The following is a 22965-nucleotide window of genomic DNA, read 5'->3' as shown; positions in this document are numbered from 1 at the left end:
AGTAAATATTTTTAGTGTGGGCGTTCAAGAGGGAGATATGGCAACGAGAGTGGCACAGCGGAGAGAGCGGATCTACGTCGACGGCGAGTGGATCGAGACCGACGACACCCTGTCGGTCACGGACCTCGCCGACGGCGGCACCTTCGCACAGATCGCGGCTGCGGGGCCGACCGAGGCACGGACTGCCCTCGCAGCAGCCCACGAAATCAAACCCGAACTGCGGGAGACCACCGTCGTCGAACGCGCGACGTGGTGTGAGTCGATCGCCGAGGGCCTGCGCGAGCGCGAGGAGGAACTCGCCGAGGTCATCGTCCGGGAGGCCGGCAAGCCGATCTCTTCGGCCCGCGGCGAGGTCGCCAGCGCGGCCGAACGGTTCGATCGCGCGGCCGAGGAAGCCCGGAACATCGTCAGCAAGGGCGAGTTCCGCGAGGGCTCGACGAGCGGCCACGAGGGCTGGAACGCCATCGTCAAACACGAACCGATCGGTGCAGTGCTCTGTATCACGCCGTACAACTACCCGCTGGCGACGACGGCATTACAGGTTGCCCCTGCACTCGCCGCCGGCAACAGCGTCCTGCTCAAACCCGCGAGTAAAACGCCCGTTTCGTCGGCGATCCTCGCTGACGTCATCGACGACGTCGACGGAATTCCCGACGGCGCGTTCAACTTCGTCCCCGGCGAGGCCAGCGAGATCGGCGACGTCCTCTCGGGGGACGATCGGGTCAACGCGATCGCGATGACCGGGTCCTCCGGCGCCGGCAAGCACGTCGCTCGCGAGAGCGGCATGGTCAACCTCCACATGGAACTCGGGGGGAACGCGCCGGCGGTCGTCTTCGACGACGCCGACCTGACCGACGTCGCGGGCAACTGCGTCAAGGGGTCGCTGAAGTACGCCGGCCAGCGCTGTTCGGCCGTCTCGCGCGTGGTCGCCAACGAGTCCGTCCACGACGACCTCGTCGACCAGATCGACACCCAGATGGACGCCTGGGAGGCCGGCGACCTCTTCGACGAGAACACCGCCTTCGGCCCGCTCATCAGCGAGGACCAGGCCGAGTGGGTCCAGGAACTCGTCGACGACGCCGTCGAGAAGGGCGCCGACCTCGTCCGCGGCGGCGAACGCCGCGCTCCCGAAGGCGTCCCGGACGAACTCGGCGACCAGTTCTTCGAACCGACGCTGCTGGCGAACGTCCCGCAGGACGCCCGCATCGTCGACGAAGAGCAGTTCGGCCCCGTCGCCGCCGTCACGACGTTCGAGGACGACGAGGAAGCCGTCGAGATCGCCAACGGCTCCGACCTCGCGCTCGACGCCGCCGTCTTCACGAGCGACTACGATCGGGCCATGGAGATGGCCGACCGGATCGACGCCGGCGCGGTCCGCATCAACGGTGCGCCGAGCCACGGCCTCGGCGACATTCCTTTCGGCGGGAACAAGGATTCGGGCATCGGCCGCGAGGGCCTCGACGCCTCGATCCACGAGATGATGCGCAAGAAGAGCATCATCCTCTGATCGGACGGCCCAATCGTCTCTCTCCCTACTGACCGCTCTCTCCGCTTTTGCGTCGCCGATAGCCAGCACGTCGTTTGATAGCCAGCACGTCGTTTATAGGTACTCGGGAGAAATTATCGGCAGTGAACGGGGTACCGCTGCAGGTCGTCGATGCGCCCCTCGACGAGGCTGTCGTCCGTATCGCCCTCGCCGGCGCGCTGGGGATGTTCCTCGGACTCGAGCGCGAGTGGTCCCAGAAGTCGGCGGGCATCCGGACCTTCTCGCTGATCAGCCTGCTCGCCGCCGTCTTCACCATCCTCGCGATCGAAACGGCCGTCGGGCAGGGACTGCTGATGCTCGGCGGCCTGCTCGTGATCGTTCAGGGGGTGTTGCTCGCCGTCCAGGGGTTGCTCGGCGACGAGGGTGCCGGTCTCTCGCTGACGACCTCGGTCTCGATGCTCGTCGCCTACGGCGTCGGCGCGCTCGTGGCCGCCGGCTTCATCCTGGAGGGCGTGACCGTCGCCGTCCTCTCGTCGCTGTTGCTCGTGTTGAAGCGGGAACTCCACGAGTTCGCGTGGGGGCTCTCCCGCGAGGAGATGCGATCGACGACCGAGTTCGCCATCCTGGCGTTCGTCATCTACCCGCTGTTGCCGGCCGAGTACGACCTCCCCGTCGGGCCGATTACCATCCCGCTCGAACCACAGGTAATCTGGCTGATGGTCGTCGCCGTCGCCGGGATCGGGATCGTCAACTACGCGATCGTCTCGACCTACGGCGGCCGGGGCATCGCCGTCACGGGCTTTTTCGGCGGCCTCGCGTCGTCGACCGCGGTCGTGGGCACGATGCTCGACCACGTCAACCAGCGCCCCGAGGCGTCCTCCTACGCTGTCGCCGCGATCTTGCTCGCCAACGCCGCGATGGCGACGCGAAACCTCGCGATCGCCGTCGGGTTCACGATGGGCGGGGCCACCCCGGTGCTCGTCGAGGCGATCGTCCCGCTCGGAGCGGTGATCCTGATCGCGTTCGGCGTCGCCGCGGTGACCGCGGACTGGGGCGAATCCGGCCCGATGGAACTCGAGAGCCCGTTCTCGATGAAGAACGCGCTGGCGTTCGGAGCCGTCTTCCTCGTCGTCCTCGTGTTCGGGTCGCTTGCCGAGACGTGGTTCGGGACGCTCGGCTTCTACGCGACGGCCGTCGCGAGCGGATTCGTCTCCAGCGCCGGCGCGACGACGTCGGCCGTCGTCCTCTACCGTGGCGGCCAGCTCGGTCCGGCCGAGGCGACGCTCGCGATCTTGCTGGCGACGGTCTCGAGCATCGTCGTGAAAGCGATGCTCGCCGCGACCTCGACGAACCACGGCTTTCGCAACCAGGTCGCGGCCTACAGCGCGATGTTGCTGGTCGGCGGCGCGCTGGCGTCGGTCATCATCGCGCTCTAGACGCGCGATCGCGGCCTCCTCCCCACCGTTCTGGATCGGCACGATATAGTAGCAACTGAAACGAGTTACACACTGATCGCAAAGCCGTCCTGCGATCAGGTGTGCATTGACTTTCAGTTGCTACTATACTCCGTCTCGGCTGTCCCCCGTGGATCGGTACGGCAGTTTCGCTCGGGAGACCGTTCGGTCCGTCGGCGCCGGCCCGAGGGGAACGCCCACGTTCGATCGTCGATGATGGTTCCATACCAATCGTGTAATAGATTGTGACGGAATCGGACAGATACGAGTGTATCTCGCCCGTTCGATGAAATACATCGATTAATTTTACACACTGGCACACCAATCGGTGCTATGGACCGCGACACGGTCGAGCCGCAGGTCGAGACGATTCCGGGCGACGGTGCGAAACGGTGGGTCGACTATCACCACCAGTTCGCCGCCCCGAGTACCTACGTCTACGAGTTCGTCTGGGATTCGCAGGCCGAGGCGATCGGCCCCTTCTGCACCGACGTCGACGGCAACGTTCTGCTTGACTTCACGAGTCACGTCGCGGCCGCCCCGCTCGGATACAACAACCCGGCAGTTCGCGATCGGCTCCGGGAGTTCGACCTCGTCGATCCGCTGAAGATCGCCGGCCAGGACTTCTACGTCAGCGGCGGCGGTGCACCCGACGACGCGGACTTCCCCGGCCCGACCCAGCTGATGGACCGGCTGGTCGCGATGACCGACCACTACGACATGGACCGCGTGTTCCTCTCGAACTCCGGAGCCGAGGCCGTCGAGAACGCCATCAAGATCTGCTACGCGTCGGGCGGCCACCGCGCGGTCACGTTCGAGGGGGCCTTCCACGGCCGCACGCTCGGCGCGCTCTCGCTCAACCGATCAAAGGCCGTCCACCGCACCGGCTACCCCGAGGTGCCTGGCGTGATCAGCGTCCCGTACCCCGCCTCCCAGGAGGACTACGAGACGCGCTGGCGAACCGACGGTCCCGGCGGCAACGTTCTCGCGGACAAACTCGACCCCGAACGGGGCGTGATCGACCCCGACGAACTCGCGTACGTCATCCTCGAACCGCTCCAGGGCGAGGGCGGCTACCGAGTTCCACACCCGGAGTTCGCGAGCGACCTCGAGGCGATCCGCGAGCGATACGACGTCAACGTCGTCGCCGACGAGATCCAGTCGGGACTCGGCCGCACCGGCGAACTCTGGGCCGTCGACCACCTCGATCTCACGCCGGACGTCATCACCAGCGCGAAGGGACTGCGCGTCGGCGCGACCATCTCCAGATCGGACGTCTTCCCCGAGGAGACCGGCCGGCTCTCCTCGACGTGGGGTGCTGGCGATTTCATCGCCGCGATGCAGGGCGTGCTGACGATCGACGCCATTCATGAGCAAAACCTCCTCGCGAACGTCCGCGAGCGAGGCGAACAGCTCCGGGCCATCCTCGAGGAGACCGACCCCGAGGGTATCGTCGACGTGCGGGGGCGCGGCCTGATGCTCGCCGTCGAGTTCGACACGAAAGAGCGCCGGGAAGCCGTCGTCGAAGCCGCGCTCCGGCGCGGCCTGCTCACGCTCGGCTGTGGCCACAAGACCTTGCGCCTGCTCCCGCCGCTCGACGTCACCGAGCGCGAGATCGAACTGGGTGCCAGACTGCTCTTCGAGGCGATCGACGACGCTGCCGCCGACGTCTGACGATCGGCTTCCAGTCCGCTCGCCGGGTCCGCCTGCGTGCGCCTATATCGAGGTGAGCACCGCCACCGGACACGACGCGTTCCGGATGACGTGCTCGACGCGTCGCCCGAGATACGCCCGCTGCGAAATCGGGCGCACGTACGATCCCATGACGATCACGTCGGCCCCGGTTCGATCGGCGCGCTCGACGAGTTTCGCTTCGGGTCGTTCCGCGGTCATCACCGTCGTCAGCACCTTTGCTCCGAGCCGCCTGCCGAGTGCCGCCTCCCGCTCGACGATCTGTTCGCCGATCCGGCGCTGCTGGGAGAGGTCGGGATCGCCGGCGAACCGGTCGTCGAACGGCGGCGCGTCGACCACGTGGACGATTTCGACGAGGGCGTTCTCCCGGGCCGCGATGGTACAGGCGAGTTCGGCGGCGAAGTGACTGGACTCCGTCCCGACCGTCGGGAGCAGGATCCGATCGATCGGCTCGTCGATCCACTCGTCCGACGGCTCCGAACGCCAGGTCCGCGGGGTGCTGACGATCATCGCTGGGGTCGGTGCCTCCTGGACGACCCGATCGACGGTGTCGCTAAACAGGGGCTCCTCGGGGGTCCGGCCGGCGCCGGTCTCCCCGAGCACGACCAGATCGTACCCGACGTCGACCTCCCCGAGGATCGTCTCGGCGACGTTCCCGTCGCGTTTGCGAGTGATGCGTCTGGGCGCTCGCTCCGTGAGATCCAGGTGCCGTTCGACCGACGTGAAGACCTGATCGGCCTCGCCCGAAACGACGGGTGGGCTCGACTCGCGTCGGCCGCGCCATCGGCGCACGAACCGGCCGTTCCGGATCCGACCGAGGAGCCCGCGGGTCGTGTCGCGATCGGCGTCGGCCGGTTCGCTCACGCACAGCAGGTCCAGTTCGACGTCTCGATCGCGGACCAGCGGCGCGAGCAGTCGGGCCGCGTACCGGGTATCGGCTCCGCCGCGGGTCGGCAACAGGATCCGCGTGAGGTTCTCGACGAAGCTCTGTTTGAGGTACGCCTCCCGTTCCATCCGCTCGCGCTCGTCCTCGCTCACCTCGATCTTCGGGATCGACCAGCGCATGATCGCGGGCGCCATCAGCGACGTCACGATCGCGATCGCGACGATGATGCTGTACATCTCGGTCGTCAGGATGCCGGCCCCGAGGCCGATCGTCGCGACGATGATCTCCATCGCCCCCCGCGCGTTCATCCCACCGCCGATCGTGATCCCCTCCCACCGGGAGAGGCCGGCGAGCGGTGCCACTCCCATGATGCCGGCGAACTTCCCGAAACAGGCGACCACGAGGACGACGAGGAAAATGCCGAAAACCGTCGGATCTACCAGCCCGGCGACGTCCATTCGGAGTCCCGCGATCGCGAAGAAGATCGGAGCGAAGATCGAGAGCGTGACCACCTCGAACGTGTGCCGGAGGTCGTAGTCGAACCGCTTGACCTGGCCGACGAGCACGCCGACGACGAACGCCCCGAGAATCGCCTCGAGCCCCATGTACTGGGTGATCGCCCCCGCAGCGAGTGCGAGCACCATCACCGTCGAGAGCAACGCGGTGTCGCTTCCGACCGCGTTGTCGACCCAGCGGAGGAGGTCCGTCGTGAGCCGTCGCCCGACCGTGAACGCGAGCGCGAGAAAGACGAGCACCGAGACGATCGTCGCCGCGGCCGAGCCGACGTCGAAGACGCCGGTTCGAGCGAGTCCGGCGACCGTGGCCAGCAGGATCCAGCCGATCGTGTCGTCGACCATGCCCGCCGCGAGGATCAACTGGCCGATGTCGCGGCGGATGACGTCGAGTTCGATGAGCACCTTCGCGATGACGGGGATCGCGGAGATGCTCATCGCCGTCGCGATAAACAGGCTGAAGACGATTCGCTGTTCGGGGGCGGCGATGAACGCCGCGGGAAGGAACCACCCGAGCGCGAAGCCAGACGCGAACGGGACGAGGATTCCGCCGAGCGAGAGGACGATCGCCGTTCGACCCTTGCTTATGATGAGATCGATGTCGGTCTCGAGTCCGGTGACGATCAACAGCATGATCAGCCCGAGCCACGAGATTGCCTCGAGCAGGTGAAACTGCGCCTCGCTAACGACGAACAGGGACTCGTAGAGTCCCGGTGCGACGAGGCCGAGCACCGAGGGACCGAGGACGACGCCCGCGAGGAGTTCGCCGACGACCGCCGGCTGGCCGATCGAGCGAAACAGTTCCCCCAGCGTCCGCGCGACGAACAGCAACACCGCAAGCTGTGCGATGACGAGGAACAGTTCGTGGTGGCCGAGCGGGTCGATAATCTCCATCGAGTTCCTCACCGGAACCGGATCGTGTGCGCTCGCTCCCCGGTCCGGGACGGCCGCTACCACCTTCAGCTACTTCGTTCCACGGAGGTACAGCCCTCGATGACCCTTCTCGCCGGCACACAGTCAGGGAGCGATCGAAACGATCGACCGCCGAACTCGCCGCGACCCTCACCACGAAAGCCGCAGTCTCTTCCCGCGCTCGGGCGAACCACCGATCCAATGATCGGCGCATTCACGGTCGGCAAGAAAGCGGTTACGTTCGGCTACAAACGGTACGGAATCCCCGGCGCGATCGCCTCCGGCGGGATCGCGCTGGCGGGGTACGTCGCGGTGCGGCGCGCCCTGCGCTCGATGGGCGAGTCCGACGACGAATCGATCGACGCGGCGATCGACGCCGCGACGATCAAGAACGCGATCGAGGCGGACGGACTGGGAGCGGTGGCCGATCCCCGGACGCTGGACGAAGCGATCGACGCGGAACGACTGGTCTCGGACGTGCAGATGGACGATCTGGCGTCGTCGGTGACCGAGCAAACCGACGCGGTGACCGAGGGGATCGCAGACGACGTGACGGGGAGTGTGGGCGACGACGAGTCGACGAGCGCCACTGGCGACGACGCGACGGGTGGCGTGGGAGACGACGAGTCCGGAACGGACGGCTAACCGCGGACGTCGTCACTCTCCTCGGAGTTCGTTCACGTGATCGATCCGCTGCTGGACGAGGTCCGGTTTGCCGATGTCGTGGCGGACGTGCAGTCCCTCCTCGCCGGCGACCGCGAGCGCGTCTTCGGCCAGGTCCTCGGCCTCGGCGATCGAGTCGGCGACGCCGACCAGGGCGAACGATCGGGAGGTCGTCGTGTAGATGCCGTCCTCGCGTTCGTCCACGCTGGCGTAGTAGAGCAGTGCGTCTCCGGCGCTCTCCTCGTCGACCTGTACCTTCGCACCCGCCTCGGGGTCTGTCGGGTAGCCCTCGGGCACGGCGTACTTGCAGACCGTCGCCTGGTCGGCGAAGTCGAGTTCGGGCGGCGCTTCGCCGTCGCGTGCGGCCGTCAGGACGTCGAGGAAGTCCGTTTCGAGGACCGGCAGGGTGTTCATCGCCTCGGGGTCGCCGAAGCGGGCGTTGAACTCGACGACCTTCGGTCCCTCGCTCGTCAGCATGAACTGGCCGTAGAGGATACCACGGTAATCCTCGAGCGCATCGACGGTCGCCTCGATGATCTCGACGGCCGCGTCGTAGTCGTCCTCGGTCATGAACGGCAGGGCGGTCGTCGCGTCGGAGTAACTGCCCATACCGCCGGTGTTCGGCCCCTCGTCGCCCTCGTAGGCGCGCTTGTGGTCCTGGACCGCGGGCGCGGTCTCGAACTCGCCGTTGGCGACGACCGCCTGGACGGTGAACTCCTCGCCGATCAGGCGCTCTTCGAGGACGATCCGATCGTAGTTCGAGTCGCGAACGTACGCCTTGCCCTCCTCGGTGGTGACCTGATCGCCGATGACCTTTACGCCCTTGCCGCCGGTGAGTCCGGCGGGTTTGATCGCGAGGTCGCCGTCGTACTCGTCGATAAAGTCACAGGCGGCCTCCACGTCGTCGAACGTCTCGAAGTCCGGACAGCCCGGAACGTCGTTCTCTTCCATGAACCGACGCTGGAAGGCCTTGTCCGTCTCGATGCGGGCGTCGGCTTCCTTCGGTCCGAAGGGGTAGATCCCCGCGGCCTCGAGCGCGTCCGCAACGCCGGCCGCGAGCGGCGCCTCGGGACCGACGACGGCGATCGTCGCGTCGACTTTCTCCGCGTATTCGACGACCGCCTCGGGGTCGGTCGTGTCGAGCGTTTCGAACCCGGTCGCGATCCGGGCGATGCCGGGGTTGCGGTTCCCGGCGCAGGCGTAGAGCTCCGCTTCGCTGTCCTCGAGCGCACGAGCGATAGCGTGCTCGCGGCCGCCGCCACCGATCAGCAGAACGTGTTCTCGCATGGTCGACATCGGAACGCACGAACCTGTAAGCGTTGCTCTTTCCGACAGCGGAAATATACACGATCGTGGGAGAAACCGATCGCATACGACGATGGCGGCTCGGCACACCGTTCGGAGAGAGCCGGCTTGTGACGTCCGCCCCAACACTTAAGCGAAGTCTGCACACATATGTGTGCATGGGCGATACCGAGTACCGAAACGTTCGGCTTACCGAGGACGCGTACCAGCGGCTCAAAAGCCGCAAACAGGCTGGAGAGTCGTTCTCCGACACCGTCGAGCGAATCGCCGGCGAGCGGTCACTGCTCGATCTCGCGGGACTCCTCTCCGATGCCGAAGCCGAGGAGTTGCGCGAAGCGATTCGCGAGCGGAACGATCGATCGCGAGACGAACTCGACCGACGCGTCGACCGAATGGACTCGTGATCGTCGATACGGACGTTCTTATCGACCTGATGCAGGATTCCGATCGAGCGAAGCGAAAGATCGCTGCCCTCGAAGAGCAACACGTCCCGCTTCGGGTGTCGGCCGTCTCCCAGTTCGAACTCTATCACAGCCTCGAACGAGTGGAGACGCCGAGCGAGCGGCGGCGACACATCGAAGCCGTCCTCGAAACGAAGCCGACGTATCCTGCCGACGGCGCAGTGATGAAGAAAGCCGGACGAATCGATGGCCGCCTGGCTGCGGAAGGACAGGCGATCGGGATCGGTGATACGATCATCGGTGCGACGGCGCTCGTCCACGAGGAATCGGTCCTCACGAGAAACGTCGAACACTTCGAACGAATCGACGAGATCGATATCGAATCGTACTGATACGGATCGCTGTAACGATTTACCGGCGCAACCGCCGCCCGGATCGCGGTTGCGCCGGAAATGACGTACAGTAAACCGTATGAGACGGGGCCACTTCGGAAAACGGGTCGGTTCTGCAAGAGGTCCCAGAAGTCAACGCTAAAGAACCAGCGCGCTAAACGGGGCGACAATGCACCAGTACCTCGATCTCGTCGATTCGGTACTCTCCGGGGGCACCTACAAGCCCAACCGGACCGGCGTCGACACGATTGCCTCGTTCAGCGAGCACTACGAGGTTAACCTCGGGAAGGGGTATCCCCTGCTCACGACGAAGGAGATGGACGGCTACCGGTGGAACTCGATGCTTCACGAGGTCTGCTGGTATCTCTCCGGCGAGGAACACATCCGCGATCTCCGCGAGAAGACGAAGATCTGGGACGCGTGGGCCGACGAGGAGGGGCGGCTCGACACCGCCTACGGCCGCTTCTGGCGGCGGTACCCGGTTCCGGAGGACGACGCGCAACTCGACGGCGAGTCCTGGCCGGACGACGCCCACCGGTGGGTCACCGTCGAGGACGACGGCCGCCGCACGTTCGACCAGTTACAGTACGTGATCGACACGCTCTCGGACAGTCCGAACTCGCGACGGCTCGTCGTGAACGCGTGGCACCCCGCCAACGCGGCCGTCTCGACGCTTCCGCCCTGTCACTACTCGTTCGTCTTCAACGTTCAGGGCGATCGGCTGAACTGCCACCTCACGCAGCGGTCCGGCGATACGGCGCTGGGAATCCCGTTCAACATCGCCGCCTACGCGCTCCTGACGAACGTCGTCGCCCAGCAGACCGGCTACGAGCCCGGAACCTTCGCACACACCGTCGTCGACGCCCATGTCTACTGCGGTCGTGGCGATCGGGGCGAGTGGTACGGCGAGCACCTCGACGAACTCCAGTCCCGACTCGCCGACGTCGACGATCGCGAGGAGTACCTGGACGTCAAGGGGTGGCTCGAGTCCGAAGCGCCGCCGGAGGCCGAGGGCGACGAGCGCCTCGATCACGTCCCCGGTCTGCTCGAACAGCTGTCGCGGGAACCGCTCGATCGACCGACCCTCGACCTCGCGGCGACGTCGATCGACGACCTCAGCTACGAGGACGTCCAGTTGCGCGAGTACGACTCCCACGAGGGGATCGCGTTCTCGGTGGCCGAATGACGGCCTCTCGCGAGTCCCTCCCGGCGGCCGTTCGCGAGACCGACCTCGAACTCGTCGCGATCGCCGCCGTCGCGGCAAACGGCGTCATTGGCAGGGACGGCGAGATGCCGTGGCACATCCCCGCGGATCTCGAGCACTTCAAGGAGACGACGATGGACCATCCCGTCATCATGGGGCGGGTCACCTACGAGGGGATCGTCGAGGCCCTCGGCGAACCGCTCCCCGGCCGGACGACGATCGTCCTGACGAGTCGGGACCTCGAAACGCCCGAGAACGCCGTCGTGGCGTCCGACCTCGAGAGCGCGATCGAGGCGGCCGAAACCGCGGCCCGCGAGCGCCACGACGGCACCGATCGGGCGTTCGTCGCCGGCGGCGCGTCGGTGTACGAGCAGTTCCTGCCCGCGATCGATCGGCTGATCGTCACCGAGGTTCACGACGCGCCCGACGGCGACACGCGATTCCCGGAGTGGGACCCGGAGTCGTTTCGGGAGGTCACGCGCGACGACCACGACGGGTTCGCGTTCGTCGAGTACGTCCGTCGCGAGTGACCGCTTCGATCGGTGTCGGCCGCCGATCCGGGTCGATCTCGTCCCAGATCCGGGATCGGCGGTGGTATCGCGAACCGATCGCTAGACGTCCACACCGTCAGCGGGCCGGTGTCGTGACCAGTCTCCGACCACACAATCACTCGTTTTCGTGGCGCCCGTGCCGACGGAACCCGACTGCGACCGTCCCCGATCGTGGCCGGCGTCGAGCGAGTTCCGTTCGTTCCCGATCGATCGGCGAATCGACGACGCCAGAACCCGTGCGGCCGGGGTCCTAATGGGGCGTTCTTCGGGTACAGTTCGTCTTGGTCGGTGAAACGATCGGGCCGACTTATACGAAATTGCAGTAAGGAACGTCCACCCCGAAGAGGGGGTACAGGTGAGAGACATGTCAAAAGAAACCAACGGGCAATCGGACGCGAGTCGCTCGATCGGAACGAAAGAAACGCTCGCTGCGACGGGAATCGCTCTCGGCGCAGGCGCGACGGCGGCGACCGCCGCTGCCCAGGACGACGATGACGATGATGACCTGGTAGTCGTGTTAGGAGACGACTATCGGCCCGACGTCGGCTTCGAGGTCATCTCGTCGCTGGAGACCGCAACGAAAGAAGATCTGATCGACGACGCCGGTGGCGACCTCTTCGACGATCCCGACGACTGGGACGCGTACGTCATCAGTTCCGACAACGACGGGGACGCCCCGATGTGGGGCGTTCTGTTTACCGAGGACGTCGACCTCGATCCTGGCGACAGCGAGACGATGGGCGACGACGGAGATTTCCGTGACGCCCAACTGAACGTGATCGAGGTCGAACTGTGACCCCGAACTGAACCCGATCGGAGTTTTTCTTTTCACGTCCCAGTTGCGCGACAATTGCCCGTACCGACAGTACTGCTCCCTTCGCGCTGTCCCGACCGACGCCCGATGTGTCGACGATCGCGACTGCTCGAACGGGTCCGCAGAGGACCGCCGTCCGAGACTGGGAACGATCACGGGACGTGATACGTTTCCCGCGTCGAGTTCCCGAGAGAACGATCGAGGAAAGCAGGTGTTTCACTTTCTGGAGGTTCTAACCGCGTCGTTGCCGGGGCAATACATCCCCGTGGGCCAGCACTCCGCCGGAATCGCGCCCTCTCCAGCGTCGTCGGAACGCCTCACCGATACGACCCCCGCTGACAAACTCGTTCAACGGGTGCAGAGCACTATCTGAGGGGTATTCCGATCGATACGCGGTCCTCGGCATCGGTCAGCGATCGTCGGGTTGTCGATCGGCGAACACGTGCCATCCGGGCCCTGTAGTAGCCACTGAAAGTCAGTGCACACTCGATCGTACAGACCTCGTGCGATCGATGTGGAAACGCTGTTAGTGGTCACTATAATAGGGTGGTTCTTCGAGTACAGGTCGTCTTGGTTGCTGAAACAATGGGGCTCACTTATGCGAAATTAGGTCAAGAAATGTCTACCCCGAATAGGGGATGCAGGTGAGAGACATGTCAAAAGAAACCAATGGACAACCAGGCGCGAGACACTCAGTGGTAAAAAAGGGGGCGCTCGCAACGACGGGAGTCGCGCTCGGCGCAGCCGCGACGGCAGGGACCGCCGCCGCCCAGGACGACGAGGACGTGATCGTGCTCGAAGCGGACTACCGGCCCGACGTCGACTTCGACGTCGTCTCAGAGTTGGAAACGAGAACGCTCGAGGACCTGATCGAGGACTCCGGGGCGGGAGACGACGTGTTCGACGACCCCGACGACTGGGACGCGTTCATCGTCAATTTCGATCTGGGCGTGGAAGCCCCGTCGTGGGGGATCCTGTTTACGGAGGACGCTGACCTCAGCGCCGGCGATAGCGAGACGTTGGGTGAAAATGGAGCGTTCCGTCGGTCCCGACTGGGGCTGGTCGAGGTCGAGTTGTGATCCCGGACTGAATCCGGGCGAAGCTTTTTTTACGCCCCAGTTGCGCGACGGTCGCCCGTATCGACAGGAGTGTCCCTTCGTCGCGCCCGAGCGCCGCCGACGCGCCGGCGGTCGCAACTGCTCGAGCGATTCGGTCCGAGGCCTCGTCAGAACCGGTGATAATCACGGGCTGTGATCGGTTTTCGGTGTTGACTTTCCTGGTGATAGTCCGAGGAAAGCATTTGTTTTGCTATATGAGGGGTTCCGTACTCCGTCCCTATCGCCTCAAAATCACACGATAAACCGACTCAGGGGCCGCAATCGGCTATCGACGAGACCGAACCGGGATGACCGGGACGGCACTCGCGCGAGGCCTACATATCAGGAACAGTAACGGACTGAATCGCACGTTCCGAACCCCGTTTCGATCAATAAACAACCATTGTTGACATTCGGATCTCGCGACGACGTAAAGTATCGATATTCGGCTGTATGGGCTCCATAGGGGGCGTATTTGTGATTTCAGTTCGTCTTAGACGGTGAAACAATGGGGCTGACTTATGCGAAAATTGGGTCAAGAAACGTCTACCCCGAAGAGGGGACTTAGGTGAGAGACATGACAGAAGACAATAGCGGACTATTCGACGACTCGAGACGCTCGTTCATGAAGAAGGGAGCGCTCGCCACGACGGCGCTGGCACTCGGTGCCGGCGCGACGGCGGGAACCGCGTCCGCCCAGGAAGACGCCGACGAGGTGCTCGTGTACGGTGACGACTACCTGCCTGGCCAGGACTTCACGGTCGTCTCGGCGCTGAACACGCAAACGAAAGAGGACCTGATCGCGGAATCCGGGTCGGAAGACGACGTGTTCGACGATCCCGACGACTGGGACGCGTACATCATCAGCTACGACCTGGGCGTGGACGCCCCGACGTGGGGCTTCGTCCTGGAAGAGAACGGCACGCTCAGCATGGGCGACAGCGCGACGATGGGTGAGGACGGTCAGTTCCGTGACTCCGCACTGGACCTGATCGAGGTTACCCCCGGTGCGACCGGCAACGGCGACGATAACGGCAACGGCGACGAAGAAGACGGCGACATGGAAGAGGAAGAAGAAGAAAACGGCGCCGCTGCCGATGACGGCAACGGCGGCAACGGCGGCGACGGCGGCGGAAACGGCGGTGACGGCGGCGGAAACGGCGGCGACGGCGGCGCAGGCAACGGCGGCGACGACGGCGGCGGCAACTGACGGACCACTCCGTTCTCGCGCTGTTTCGGCCGTTTCCCGTTTTTTGTGCACAACCGAACGCCGAGCCACGACAACCGATCTCCGAGCAGTTCGACGATCGTCTCGGGCGATCGACTGCGACTCCCGGTCGTCGTGCCGTCCGATTTGGAGATCCTCCCGACCCCGCCCGTGGTACTACATCACATTCCGACAAATACGGGGTGTATAAGGAGTCTACAGAAGATTCTCGGGGGATTCAAATGTGGTGACTTACAAGGTCTCGTATGGCAACTGACGACGTTTCGGACGCCATCCGGGAGTTCGAACACGACGGCGAGACGTACAAGATGGCCGATCTCACGGTTCTCGAGGAACAGGGGCTCTGTGACCTCGAGAAACTACCCGTGAGCATTCGAGTGCTGCTCGAATCGGTGCTCCGGAACGTGGACGGCGAACGAGTGACCGAAGCGGACGTCCGGAACGCGGCGTCGTGGGAACCCGACGTTCCCGACGCGGAGGTCCCGTTCCAGCCCTCGCGGGTCGTCCTGCAGGACCTGACGGGCGTCCCCGCGGTCGTCGACCTCGCGGCGCTTCGCTCGGCCGCCGATCGCAAGGGCGTCGATCCGACCAGCGTCGAACCCGAGGTCCCCTGCGACCTCGTGATCGACCACAGCGTCCAGGTCGACTACTTCGGGAGCGAGGACGCCTACGAGAAGAACGTCGAACTCGAGTACGAGCGCAACGAGGAGCGCTACCGCGCGATCAAGTGGGCCGAACAGGCCTTCGAGGACTTCAACGTGGTCCCGCCGGGAACCGGGATCGTTCACCAGGTCAACCTGGAACACCTCGGGCGCGTCGTCCACGCACGCGAGGAGGACGGCGAGCAGTGGCTCCTGCCCGACACGCTCGTCGGCACCGACAGCCACACCCCGATGATCGGCGGCATCGGCGTCGTCGGCTGGGGGGTCGGCGGCATCGAGGCCGAGGCCGCGTTGCTCGGCCAGCCGATCACGATGACCCTGCCCGAGGTCGTCGGCGTCGAACTCACCGGCGAACTGCCGGAGGGCGCGACCGCGACCGACCTCGTGCTCCACATCACCGAGAAACTCCGCCAGGTCGGCGTCGTCGACAAGTTCGTCGAGTTCTACGGCCCCGGCGTCTCGCAGCTCTCGGTCGCCGATCGGGCGACGATCGCGAACATGGCGCCCGAACAGGGATCGACGATCAGCATGTTCCCGGTCGACGAGAAGACGCTGGACTACCTCGAACTCACCGGCCGCGACGAGGACCACATCGAACTGGTTCGCGAGTACCTCGAGGCACAGGGCCTGTTCGGCGAGCACGATCCCGAGTTCACCGAGGTCGTCGAGTTCGATCTCGGCGACGTCGAGCCCAGCCTCGCGGGCCACAAGAAGCCTCACGCCCGTATTCCGATGGGCGACCTCGACGAGCACTTCCCGACGCTGCTCGAGGAAGAGGGCGTCATCGACGGCGGGGCCGCCACCGGCGACGGCGGACTGGTCACGGAGACCTCGCCCGACCTCGACGAGAAGGTTCCCGTGGAACTGGAGGACGGCACCGAGGTCGAGATCGGCCACGGCGACGTCCTCGTCAGCGCGATCACCTCCTGTACCAACACCTCGAACCCGTCGGTGATGGTCGCCGCGGGACTGCTCGCACGTAACGCCGCCGAGCAGGGTCTCGAGGTTCCCGAGTACGTCAAGACCAGCCTCGCGCCCGGCAGCAAGGTCGTCACGGAGTACTTAGAGCAGGCAGACCTGCTCGACGACCTGGAGGAACTGGGCTACCACGTCGTCGGCTACGGCTGTACCACCTGTATCGGCAACGCGGGCCCGCTCCCCGAACCGATCGAGGCCGCCATCGACGAACACGACCTGTGGACGACGAGCGTCCTCTCGGGCAACCGCAACTTCGAGGCGCGCATCCACCCCAAGATCCGCGCGAACTACCTCGCAAGCCCGCCGCTGGTCGTCGCCTACGGCCTCGCGGGCCGGATGGACATCGACCTCGAGGAGGAACCGATCGGCACCAACGACGAGGGCGAACCGGTCTACCTGGAGGACGTCTGGCCGGACCCGGAGGAGGTGCGCGAAACCATCCACGACAGCGTCTCCCCCGAGATGTTCGAGGAGAAGTATGCGAGCGTCTTCGAGGGCGACGATCGCTGGGAAGCCCTCGCCGCACCCACCGGTGACGTCTACGACTGGGACGACGAGTCCACCTACATCCGCGAACCGCCGTTCTTCCAGGACTTCCCGCTCGAGGAACCCGGCGTGGAGGACATCGCGGACGCCCGCTGTCTGCTCACGCTCGGTGACACCGTCACGACCGACCACATCAGTCCCGCCGGGCCGTTCGGCGAGGACCTGCCCGCCGGGCAGTGGCTCAAAGAGCGCGGCGTCGAACCGTACGAGTTCAACACGTACGGCTCCCGCCGCGGGAACCACGAGGTCATGATGCGCGGCACCTTCGCGAACGTCCGCATCGAGAACCAGCTGTTAGACGGCAAAGAGGGCGGCTACACCATCCACCACCCGACGGACGAGGAGACCACCGTCTTCGAGGCCAGCGAGCGGTACCGCGACGAGGACACCCCGCTGGTCGTCATGGCCGGCGAGGAGTTCGGGACCGGGTCCAGCCGCGACTGGGCGGCCAAGGGCACCGACCTGCTCGGCATCCGCGCGACGATCGCCGAGAGCTACGAGCGCATCTACCGGGACAACCTGATCGGCATGGGCGTCCTGCCGCTCCAGTTCGAGGACGGCGACGGCTGGGAGCAACTCGGCCTCGACGGGAGCGAGTACTTCGAGATCCGCGGCCTCGACGACGGACTCGAGCCCAACGCCGAACTCACCGTGATCGCCGAGGACGAGGACGGCGAGACAACGGAGTTCGACGTGACCGCACAGGTCGGCACGCCCGCGGCGGTCGAGTACGTCGAGAACGGCGGCGTCCTGCACCTCGTGCTCCGCCGCCTGCTCCAGGAAGAAGCGGCCTGATCGGGTTACCCGATCGTTCGCCGGAAACCGTCGACATCGTCTCATCGTCTTTTTTGTCGCTCGGTCCGCGATCCGTGCGATCGTGTCGCACCGTCCGCGTCGCTCACGGCTTCGCTCACGACAACTGACGGACCACGCGCCGGTCTTTTCCCGCCGCTCTCCGTAGAGGTCCGTATGACCCGGCCCACCGAGCGCAATCGGCTCGACGAGGAGGAGAGCCCGTACCTGCGCCAGCACGCGGACAACCCCGTCAACTGGCAGCCGTGGGACGAACAGGCCCTGGAAACCGCTCGCGAGCACGACGTCCCGATCTTCCTTTCGATCGGCTACTCGGCGTGTCACTGGTGTCACGTCATGGAGGAGGAGAGCTTTGCCGACGAGGACGTCGCCGAGGTACTCAACGAGAACTTCGTCCCGATCAAGGTCGATCGGGAGGAGCGCCCGGACGTCGACTCGATCTACATGACGGTCTGTCAGCTCGTCTCCGGTGGCGGCGGCTGGCCCCTCTCGGCGTGGCTCACCCCCGAAGGGAAGCCGTTCTACGTCGGGACCTACTTCCCGAAGGAAGCGAAGCGCGGCCAGCCGGGCTTTCTCGACCTCGTCGATCGGATCAGCGACTCCTGGAGCGACCCGGACGATCGCGCGGAGATGGAGAACCGGGCCGACCAGTGGACCGAGGCCGCGCGCGATCGACTCGAGGAGACCCCCGAGTCGGTCGGGGCAGCGGAGCCGCCCTCGAGCGAGGTCCTGGAGACGGCCGCCGACGCGGCCCTCCGGAGCGCCGATCGGGAGTACGGTGGATTCGGCTCCGGCGGCCCCAAGTTCCCCCAGCCCGCGCGGCTTCGGGTGCTCGCCCGGGCGTACGATCGGACCGGTCGCGACGAGTACCGCGCGGTGCTGGAGGAGACGCTGGACGCGATGGCCGACGGGGGTCTCTACGACCACGTCGGCGGCGGGTTCCACCGCTACTGCGTCGATCGGGACTGGACGGTACCACACTTCGAGAAGATGCTGTACGACAACGCGGAGATCCCGCGGGCGATGCTCGCCGGCTACCAGCTAACTGACGAGGAGCGCTACGCCGAGGTCACCCGCGAGACGCTCGAATTCGTCGATCGGGAACTCACGCACGAGGAGGGCGGCTTCTTCAGCACGCTCGACGCCCAGAGCCCCACCGAAGCGGGCGAGCGCGAGGAGGGTGCCTTCTACGTCTGGAGGCCCGACGAGATCCGCGAGATCCTCGACGACGAAACCGACGCCGACCTGTTCTGTGCGCGCTACGACATCTCGGAATCGGGCAATTTCGAGGGGCAGAACCAGCCGAACGTCGCGGCGTCGATCGACGCCGTCGCGTCCGAGCACGACCTCGACGAGAGCGAGGTCGCGGAACGACTCGAATCCGCGCGGGAGGCCGTCTTCGAGGCGCGAGAGGACCGTCCCCGGCCGAACCGCGACGAGAAGGTGCTCGCGGGCTGGAACGGCCTCATGATCTCGACCTGCGCGGAGGCCGCGTTCGTACTCCGCGAGGACGACTACGCCACCATGGCCGTCGACGCCCTCGAATTCGTCCGCGATCAGCTCTGGGACGACGAGGAGATGCGGCTCTCGCGCCGCTTCAAGGACGACGACGTCGCGATCGACGGCTACCTCGAGGACTACGCGTTCATCGCGCGCGGCGCGTTGCACTGTTACGAGGTCACCGGCGAGGTCGACCACCTCGCGTTCGCGCTCGACCTCGCGCGGGTGATCGAGGACGAGTTCTGGGACGCCGATCGCGGGACGCTGTACTTCACGCCGGAAAGCGGCGAGTCGCTGGTCACCCGGCCCCAGGAACTGGGCGACCAGTCGACGCCCTCGGCCGCGGGCGTGGCCGTCGAGACGCTGCTCGCGCTAGATTCGTTCGCCGAGGAGGACTTCGAATCGATCGCGTCGGGCGTGCTCGAGACCCACGCCGGCCGACTGGAATCCGATCCGCTCCAGCACGCCACACTCTGTCTCGCCGCCGATCGGCTCGAGTCGGGGGCGCTGGAGATCACGATCGCCGCCGACGAGGTGCCGGACGAGTGGAACGATCGCTTCGCCGAGCGGTACCTGCCGGATCGGCTGTTCGCCCCGCGGCCGCCGACCGACGACGGCCTCGAATCGTGGCTCGATCGACTCGGCCTCTCGGACGCGCCGGCGATCTGGGCCGGTCGCGAGGCGCGCGACGGGGAGCCGACGCTGTACGTCTGCCGCGATCGGACGTGTTCGCCGCCGACCACCGACGTCGACGACGCGATCGAGTGGGTGAGCGAGCGGGCGAGTGGGTCAGACGACGGATCGGAACCGGAAGAAGACGTTCCGTTCTGAGCGAGTCCGTCCGGGGGGTTTTCAGGCCGTTTCGGCTTCGAGTTCCGCCTCGAGTTCCTGGGCCAGCCAGACGGCGGGCGGGACCGTCTCTTCCTCGACGAAGCGGATGACTTCCTCTCCCTCGTCGGTCTCGACCACGATCGTCGGGATGTACTCGATCCCGTACTCGTCGACGCCCGGTCCCTGCTTGTCCTGGTCGACGGCGATTTCCTCGATTCGATCGTCGGGAATCTCGGCCGCCTCGAGAGCGGCCGCGAAGTCGGGCAGGAGTGCGCGACAGTCCTTGCACCAGTCGCCGCCCCAGACTTTGTAGGTCAGTTCGTCGCGGTGGGCAGCGAGCGTGTCGACGGTGTCTTCGTACGAGGCGGCGTCCCACGTCGGATTCGGCCGCATGGTTTCGAGACTCATACCCGCGGGTTACGCGGCCGGAGGCTTAACGACCGTGGTCAGCGGTCACTCGAACGTCTGAAACTCGACGGTCCGGCCCTCGGGATCCGTTGCGAAAAACTGGTAGATGTCGTACGTCTCGTTGAACCGCGGCTCGTCGTCCGCCCGATCGGCCAGTCGGCCGTACGCGTCGTCGACGCCGGCCCGATCGTCGAAGACGAACGTGACGATTCCCTCGGTGTCGGCGATCTCTCGATCGCAGAACCCGAACCGGAAGGTCCCCGCTTCGAGGATGGTACAGTCCGGCTGCTCGCGCCAGACGGTCGCGCCGAGGTCGCGGTAGAACCCGACCACGTCGTCGTGGCGCTCCGTCCGGAAGAAGACGATCCCGTCCATGGCGACAGGTCAGTCGGCGGAACCAAAAATCGTTCCGGAGCGAGGAGGCGGGTCCTCCGGGGGCAGGATGGAGCGGTACAATTTTTACGCTAAACAAAAGGACTATATGGTATGGTATTCCCCTCGATGGAGGACGGCGACCACGAACAGGTATCGTACTTCACGGACCCCGAAACCGGCCTGCAGGCGATCGTCGCGATTCACGACACGACGCTGGGACCGAGCCTCGGCGGCACGCGAATGCTGGACTACGAGACGGAAGCGGACGCGCTGACGGACGTCCTCCGGCTCTCGCGGGCGATGACGTACAAGGCGGCGGCCGCGGACCTCCCGCTCGGCGGCGGCAAGGCCGTCATCCTCGGCGATCCGGCGGAACTCGAGTCCGAGGCGCTGTTCGAGGCGTACGGACGGGCCGTCGACTGCCTGGGCGGGCGCTACATCACGTCCGTCGACGTCAACACCGGCGTCGAGGACATGGACGTCGTCGCGCGCGAGACCGACCACGTCGTCGGGACGAGCGAGGGCCTCGGCGATCCGTCGCCGATCACGGCCCACGGCGTCTTCCACGGGATTCGCGCCTGCGTCGAGTCCGTCTACGGATCGGACTCCGTCGCGGGACTCGACGTCGTCGTCCAGGGGCTGGGGAAGGTCGGCCGATCGCTGGCCGAGGAACTGCTCGCGCGGGACGCCTCGGTGACCGTCTCCGACGTCGACGAGGCCGCTGTCGAGTCGTTCGCGGCGGATCACGACGTCGACGTCGTCGACCCGGACGCCGTCTACGATCAGCCCTGCGACGTCTTCGCGCCCTGTGCGATCGGCGGCGTCGTCAACGACGAAACGATTCCCCGCCTCGAGTGCGACGTCGTCGCCGGCGGGGCGAACAACGTCCTCGCCGAGCGCCGCCACGCCGAGGCGCTTCGCGAGCGGGGGATTCGATACGCCCCCGACTACGTGATCAACGCCGGCGGGCTCATCACCGTCGCCAAGGAACACCTCGGCGGGGGCCGCGAGGAGGCCTACGAGGAGGCCGAAGCGATCGGCGATCGGCTCCGGGAGATGATCGAGCGGGCCGAGGACCGGGACACGACGGTGCTCGCGGCCGCCGAGGAGTACGCCGAGGAGCGGATCGACGCCGCGGAGCGGGTGACGCCGGCGGTTCCGACGCAGTGATCGCCGGCCCCTGACGCCGCCGCGAGCCAACACACCGGCACGACCTGCCTCGGTCCACTACGGGTTTACGTCTCGATACCCTACGGCGGGCCAATGAAGGGAAGCATCCTGGAGACGATCGGCTCGCCGCTCGTCCAGGTCGATTCGCCGGAGGGGGTGACCGTCGCCGCCAAGGTCGAGTCCTTCAACCCCGGTGGCTCGGCGAAGGACCGGCCCGCCCTCGAGATGGTCCGGGCGGCCGAGCGGGAGGGGCTGATCGAGCCGGGCGACTGGCTGGTCGAACCGACGAGCGGGAACACCGGCATCGGGCTCGCGCTGGTCGCCGCCGCCCGCGGATACGACCTCACGATCGTCATGCCGGCCTCGAAGTCCGAGGAGCGCCGACGGGTCATGGCCGCCTACGGCGCCGAACTCGAACTCGTCGAGGGCGAGATGGACGACGCCCGTGCCCGGGCCGACGAACTCGAAGCCGAGGGGGCGGTCCAGCTCGGCCAGTTCGAGAACCCCGCCAACCCGAGGGCCCACTACCGCACGACCGGCGAGGAGATCGTCGAACAGGTCGGCGATCGAGAGATAGACGCCTTCGTGGCCGGCGTCGGCACCGGCGGGACGATCTCCGGGACCGGGAAACGGCTCCGCGAGGAGTTCCCCGAGATGGACATCGTCGCCGTCGAACCGGAACGAAACGCCGTCCTTTCGACGGGCGAGTCCGGGAACGACGACTTCCAGGGGATGGGGCCCGGCTTCGTCAGCGAGAACCTCGATCGGGACCTGATCGATCGCGTCGAGACGGTACGGCTCGAGGACGCGGAGGACGAGTGTCGCCGTCTCGCTCGAAAAGAGGGGGTCCTCGTCGGCCAGTCCAGCGGCGCGACGAGTCTCGTCTCCCAGCGCGTCGCCGACGAGATCGCGGATCCGACGCAGGACTGCCCGGACGTGCCGGACGTGTTCGAGAACCGGGCGACGCCCGAACCGGACGGCGGCCAGTCGACCGAGGACTGCCCGCTGGTCGTCACCGTCTTCTGGGATAGCGGCGAGCGCTACCTCTCGACCGGCCTCTTCGACGTCGAGTGAGTGTGTCCGCA

Annotated in this window: 19 protein-coding genes; 15 read left to right on the top strand and 4 right to left on the bottom strand. The window is 66.1% G+C overall.

Going from position 1 to position 22965, the window contains the following annotated elements; genetic code table 11:
* Positions 1-37 precede the first annotated feature (37 nt).
* The 3 genes from MUN73_RS19500 (at position 38) to MUN73_RS19490 (ending at position 4614) form a co-directional block, all read left to right on the top strand.
* A complete protein-coding gene (locus MUN73_RS19500; protein WP_250142186.1) occupies positions 38-1507 on the top strand; it encodes an aldehyde dehydrogenase family protein in 1470 nt (489 codons plus the stop codon).
* A 122-nt stretch (positions 1508-1629) separates the two neighbouring features.
* On the top strand, positions 1630-2922 hold the full coding sequence (locus tag MUN73_RS19495; protein WP_250142185.1) for an MgtC/SapB family protein: 1293 nt from the start codon (positions 1630-1632) through the stop codon (positions 2920-2922).
* Between the two features lie 351 nt (positions 2923-3273).
* Positions 3274-4614 carry an aminotransferase class III-fold pyridoxal phosphate-dependent enzyme gene (locus MUN73_RS19490; protein ID WP_250142184.1) on the top strand — a complete coding sequence of 447 codons (1341 nt, stop codon included), beginning with the start codon at positions 3274-3276 and terminating at the stop codon, positions 4612-4614.
* A gap of 42 nt (positions 4615-4656) precedes the next feature.
* Here the strand turns inward: MUN73_RS19490 and MUN73_RS19485 are convergent, their stop codons facing one another.
* Positions 4657-6924: a cation:proton antiporter domain-containing protein gene (locus MUN73_RS19485; protein WP_250142183.1), complete on the bottom strand. Its 2268-nt coding sequence runs from the start codon at positions 6922-6924 to the stop codon at positions 4657-4659.
* Positions 6925-7143: 219 nt separating this feature from the next.
* Here MUN73_RS19485 and MUN73_RS19480 point away from each other — a divergent pair, with 219 nt between their 5' ends.
* Positions 7144-7587 carry a hypothetical protein gene (locus MUN73_RS19480; protein WP_250142182.1) on the top strand — a complete coding sequence of 148 codons (444 nt, stop codon included), beginning with the start codon at positions 7144-7146 and terminating at the stop codon, positions 7585-7587.
* Between the two features lie 12 nt (positions 7588-7599).
* On the opposite strand, the gene purD is transcribed toward MUN73_RS19480, so the two are convergent.
* Positions 7600-8892, bottom strand: coding sequence for a phosphoribosylamine--glycine ligase (gene purD, locus MUN73_RS19475; RefSeq protein ID WP_250142181.1), 1293 nt, complete (start codon positions 8890-8892; stop codon positions 7600-7602).
* Between the two features lie 176 nt (positions 8893-9068).
* Between purD and MUN73_RS19470 the strand changes: the two genes are divergently transcribed.
* The 9 genes from MUN73_RS19470 to MUN73_RS19430 all read left to right on the top strand — a co-directional run bounded on the left by MUN73_RS19470 (position 9069) and on the right by MUN73_RS19430 (position 19927).
* Positions 9069-9314 carry an antitoxin VapB family protein gene (locus tag MUN73_RS19470; protein ID WP_250142180.1) on the top strand — a complete coding sequence of 82 codons (246 nt, stop codon included), beginning with the start codon at positions 9069-9071 and terminating at the stop codon, positions 9312-9314.
* A complete protein-coding gene (locus MUN73_RS19465) occupies positions 9311-9703 on the top strand; it encodes a type II toxin-antitoxin system VapC family toxin (protein ID WP_250142179.1) in 393 nt (130 codons plus the stop codon). Before MUN73_RS19470 ends, MUN73_RS19465 begins: the two co-directional genes overlap by 4 nt.
* 169 nt (positions 9704-9872) lie before the next feature.
* On the top strand, positions 9873-10889 hold the full coding sequence (gene thyA, locus MUN73_RS19460) for a thymidylate synthase (RefSeq protein ID WP_250142178.1): 1017 nt from the start codon (positions 9873-9875) through the stop codon (positions 10887-10889).
* Positions 10886-11437, top strand: a complete 552-nt coding sequence (locus MUN73_RS19455) for a dihydrofolate reductase (RefSeq protein ID WP_250142177.1) — start codon at positions 10886-10888, stop codon at positions 11435-11437. The genes thyA and MUN73_RS19455 overlap by 4 nt, the downstream gene beginning before the upstream one ends.
* 385 nt (positions 11438-11822) lie before the next feature.
* Complete coding sequence (locus MUN73_RS19450; RefSeq protein WP_250142176.1) at positions 11823-12254, top strand: calcium-binding protein; 432 nt, start codon at positions 11823-11825, stop codon at positions 12252-12254.
* 713 nt (positions 12255-12967) lie between these two features.
* Positions 12968-13351 carry a calcium-binding protein gene (locus tag MUN73_RS19445; RefSeq protein WP_250142175.1) on the top strand — a complete coding sequence of 128 codons (384 nt, stop codon included), beginning with the start codon at positions 12968-12970 and terminating at the stop codon, positions 13349-13351.
* A gap of 595 nt (positions 13352-13946) precedes the next feature.
* Positions 13947-14579, top strand: coding sequence for a calcium-binding protein (locus tag MUN73_RS19440; RefSeq protein ID WP_250142174.1), 633 nt, complete (start codon positions 13947-13949; stop codon positions 14577-14579).
* 263 nt (positions 14580-14842) lie between these two features.
* Positions 14843-17578 carry an aconitate hydratase AcnA gene (acnA, locus tag MUN73_RS19435; RefSeq protein WP_250142173.1) on the top strand — a complete coding sequence of 912 codons (2736 nt, stop codon included), beginning with the start codon at positions 14843-14845 and terminating at the stop codon, positions 17576-17578.
* 174 nt (positions 17579-17752) lie between these two features.
* Positions 17753-19927 carry a thioredoxin domain-containing protein gene (locus tag MUN73_RS19430; RefSeq protein ID WP_250142172.1) on the top strand — a complete coding sequence of 725 codons (2175 nt, stop codon included), beginning with the start codon at positions 17753-17755 and terminating at the stop codon, positions 19925-19927.
* Between the two features lie 21 nt (positions 19928-19948).
* On the opposite strand, the gene MUN73_RS19425 is transcribed toward MUN73_RS19430, so the two are convergent.
* Together MUN73_RS19425 and MUN73_RS19420 are read right to left on the bottom strand one after the other, a co-directional pair.
* Positions 19949-20335 carry a TlpA family protein disulfide reductase gene (locus tag MUN73_RS19425; RefSeq protein WP_250142171.1) on the bottom strand — a complete coding sequence of 129 codons (387 nt, stop codon included), beginning with the start codon at positions 20333-20335 and terminating at the stop codon, positions 19949-19951.
* Positions 20336-20380: 45 nt separating this feature from the next.
* Positions 20381-20710 carry a VOC family protein gene (locus tag MUN73_RS19420; protein ID WP_250142170.1) on the bottom strand — a complete coding sequence of 110 codons (330 nt, stop codon included), beginning with the start codon at positions 20708-20710 and terminating at the stop codon, positions 20381-20383.
* 111 nt (positions 20711-20821) lie between these two features.
* Between MUN73_RS19420 and MUN73_RS19415 the strand changes: the two genes are divergently transcribed.
* Together MUN73_RS19415 and MUN73_RS19410 are read left to right on the top strand one after the other, a co-directional pair.
* Positions 20822-21880, top strand: coding sequence for a Leu/Phe/Val dehydrogenase (locus MUN73_RS19415; RefSeq protein WP_250142169.1), 1059 nt, complete (start codon positions 20822-20824; stop codon positions 21878-21880).
* Between the two features lie 93 nt (positions 21881-21973).
* Positions 21974-22954 (top strand): PLP-dependent cysteine synthase family protein, encoded by a 981-nt coding sequence (locus tag MUN73_RS19410; RefSeq protein ID WP_250142168.1) that lies wholly within the window; start codon positions 21974-21976, stop codon positions 22952-22954.
* Positions 22955-22965: the final 11 nt, after the last annotated feature.

This window comes from Halosolutus amylolyticus, from assembly GCF_023566055.1.
Lineage (GTDB): Archaea > Halobacteriota > Halobacteria > Halobacteriales > Natrialbaceae > Halosolutus > Halosolutus amylolyticus.
The sequence above is the reverse complement of the archived record's forward strand: the minus strand, read 5'-3'. Positions and strand labels throughout refer to the sequence as shown.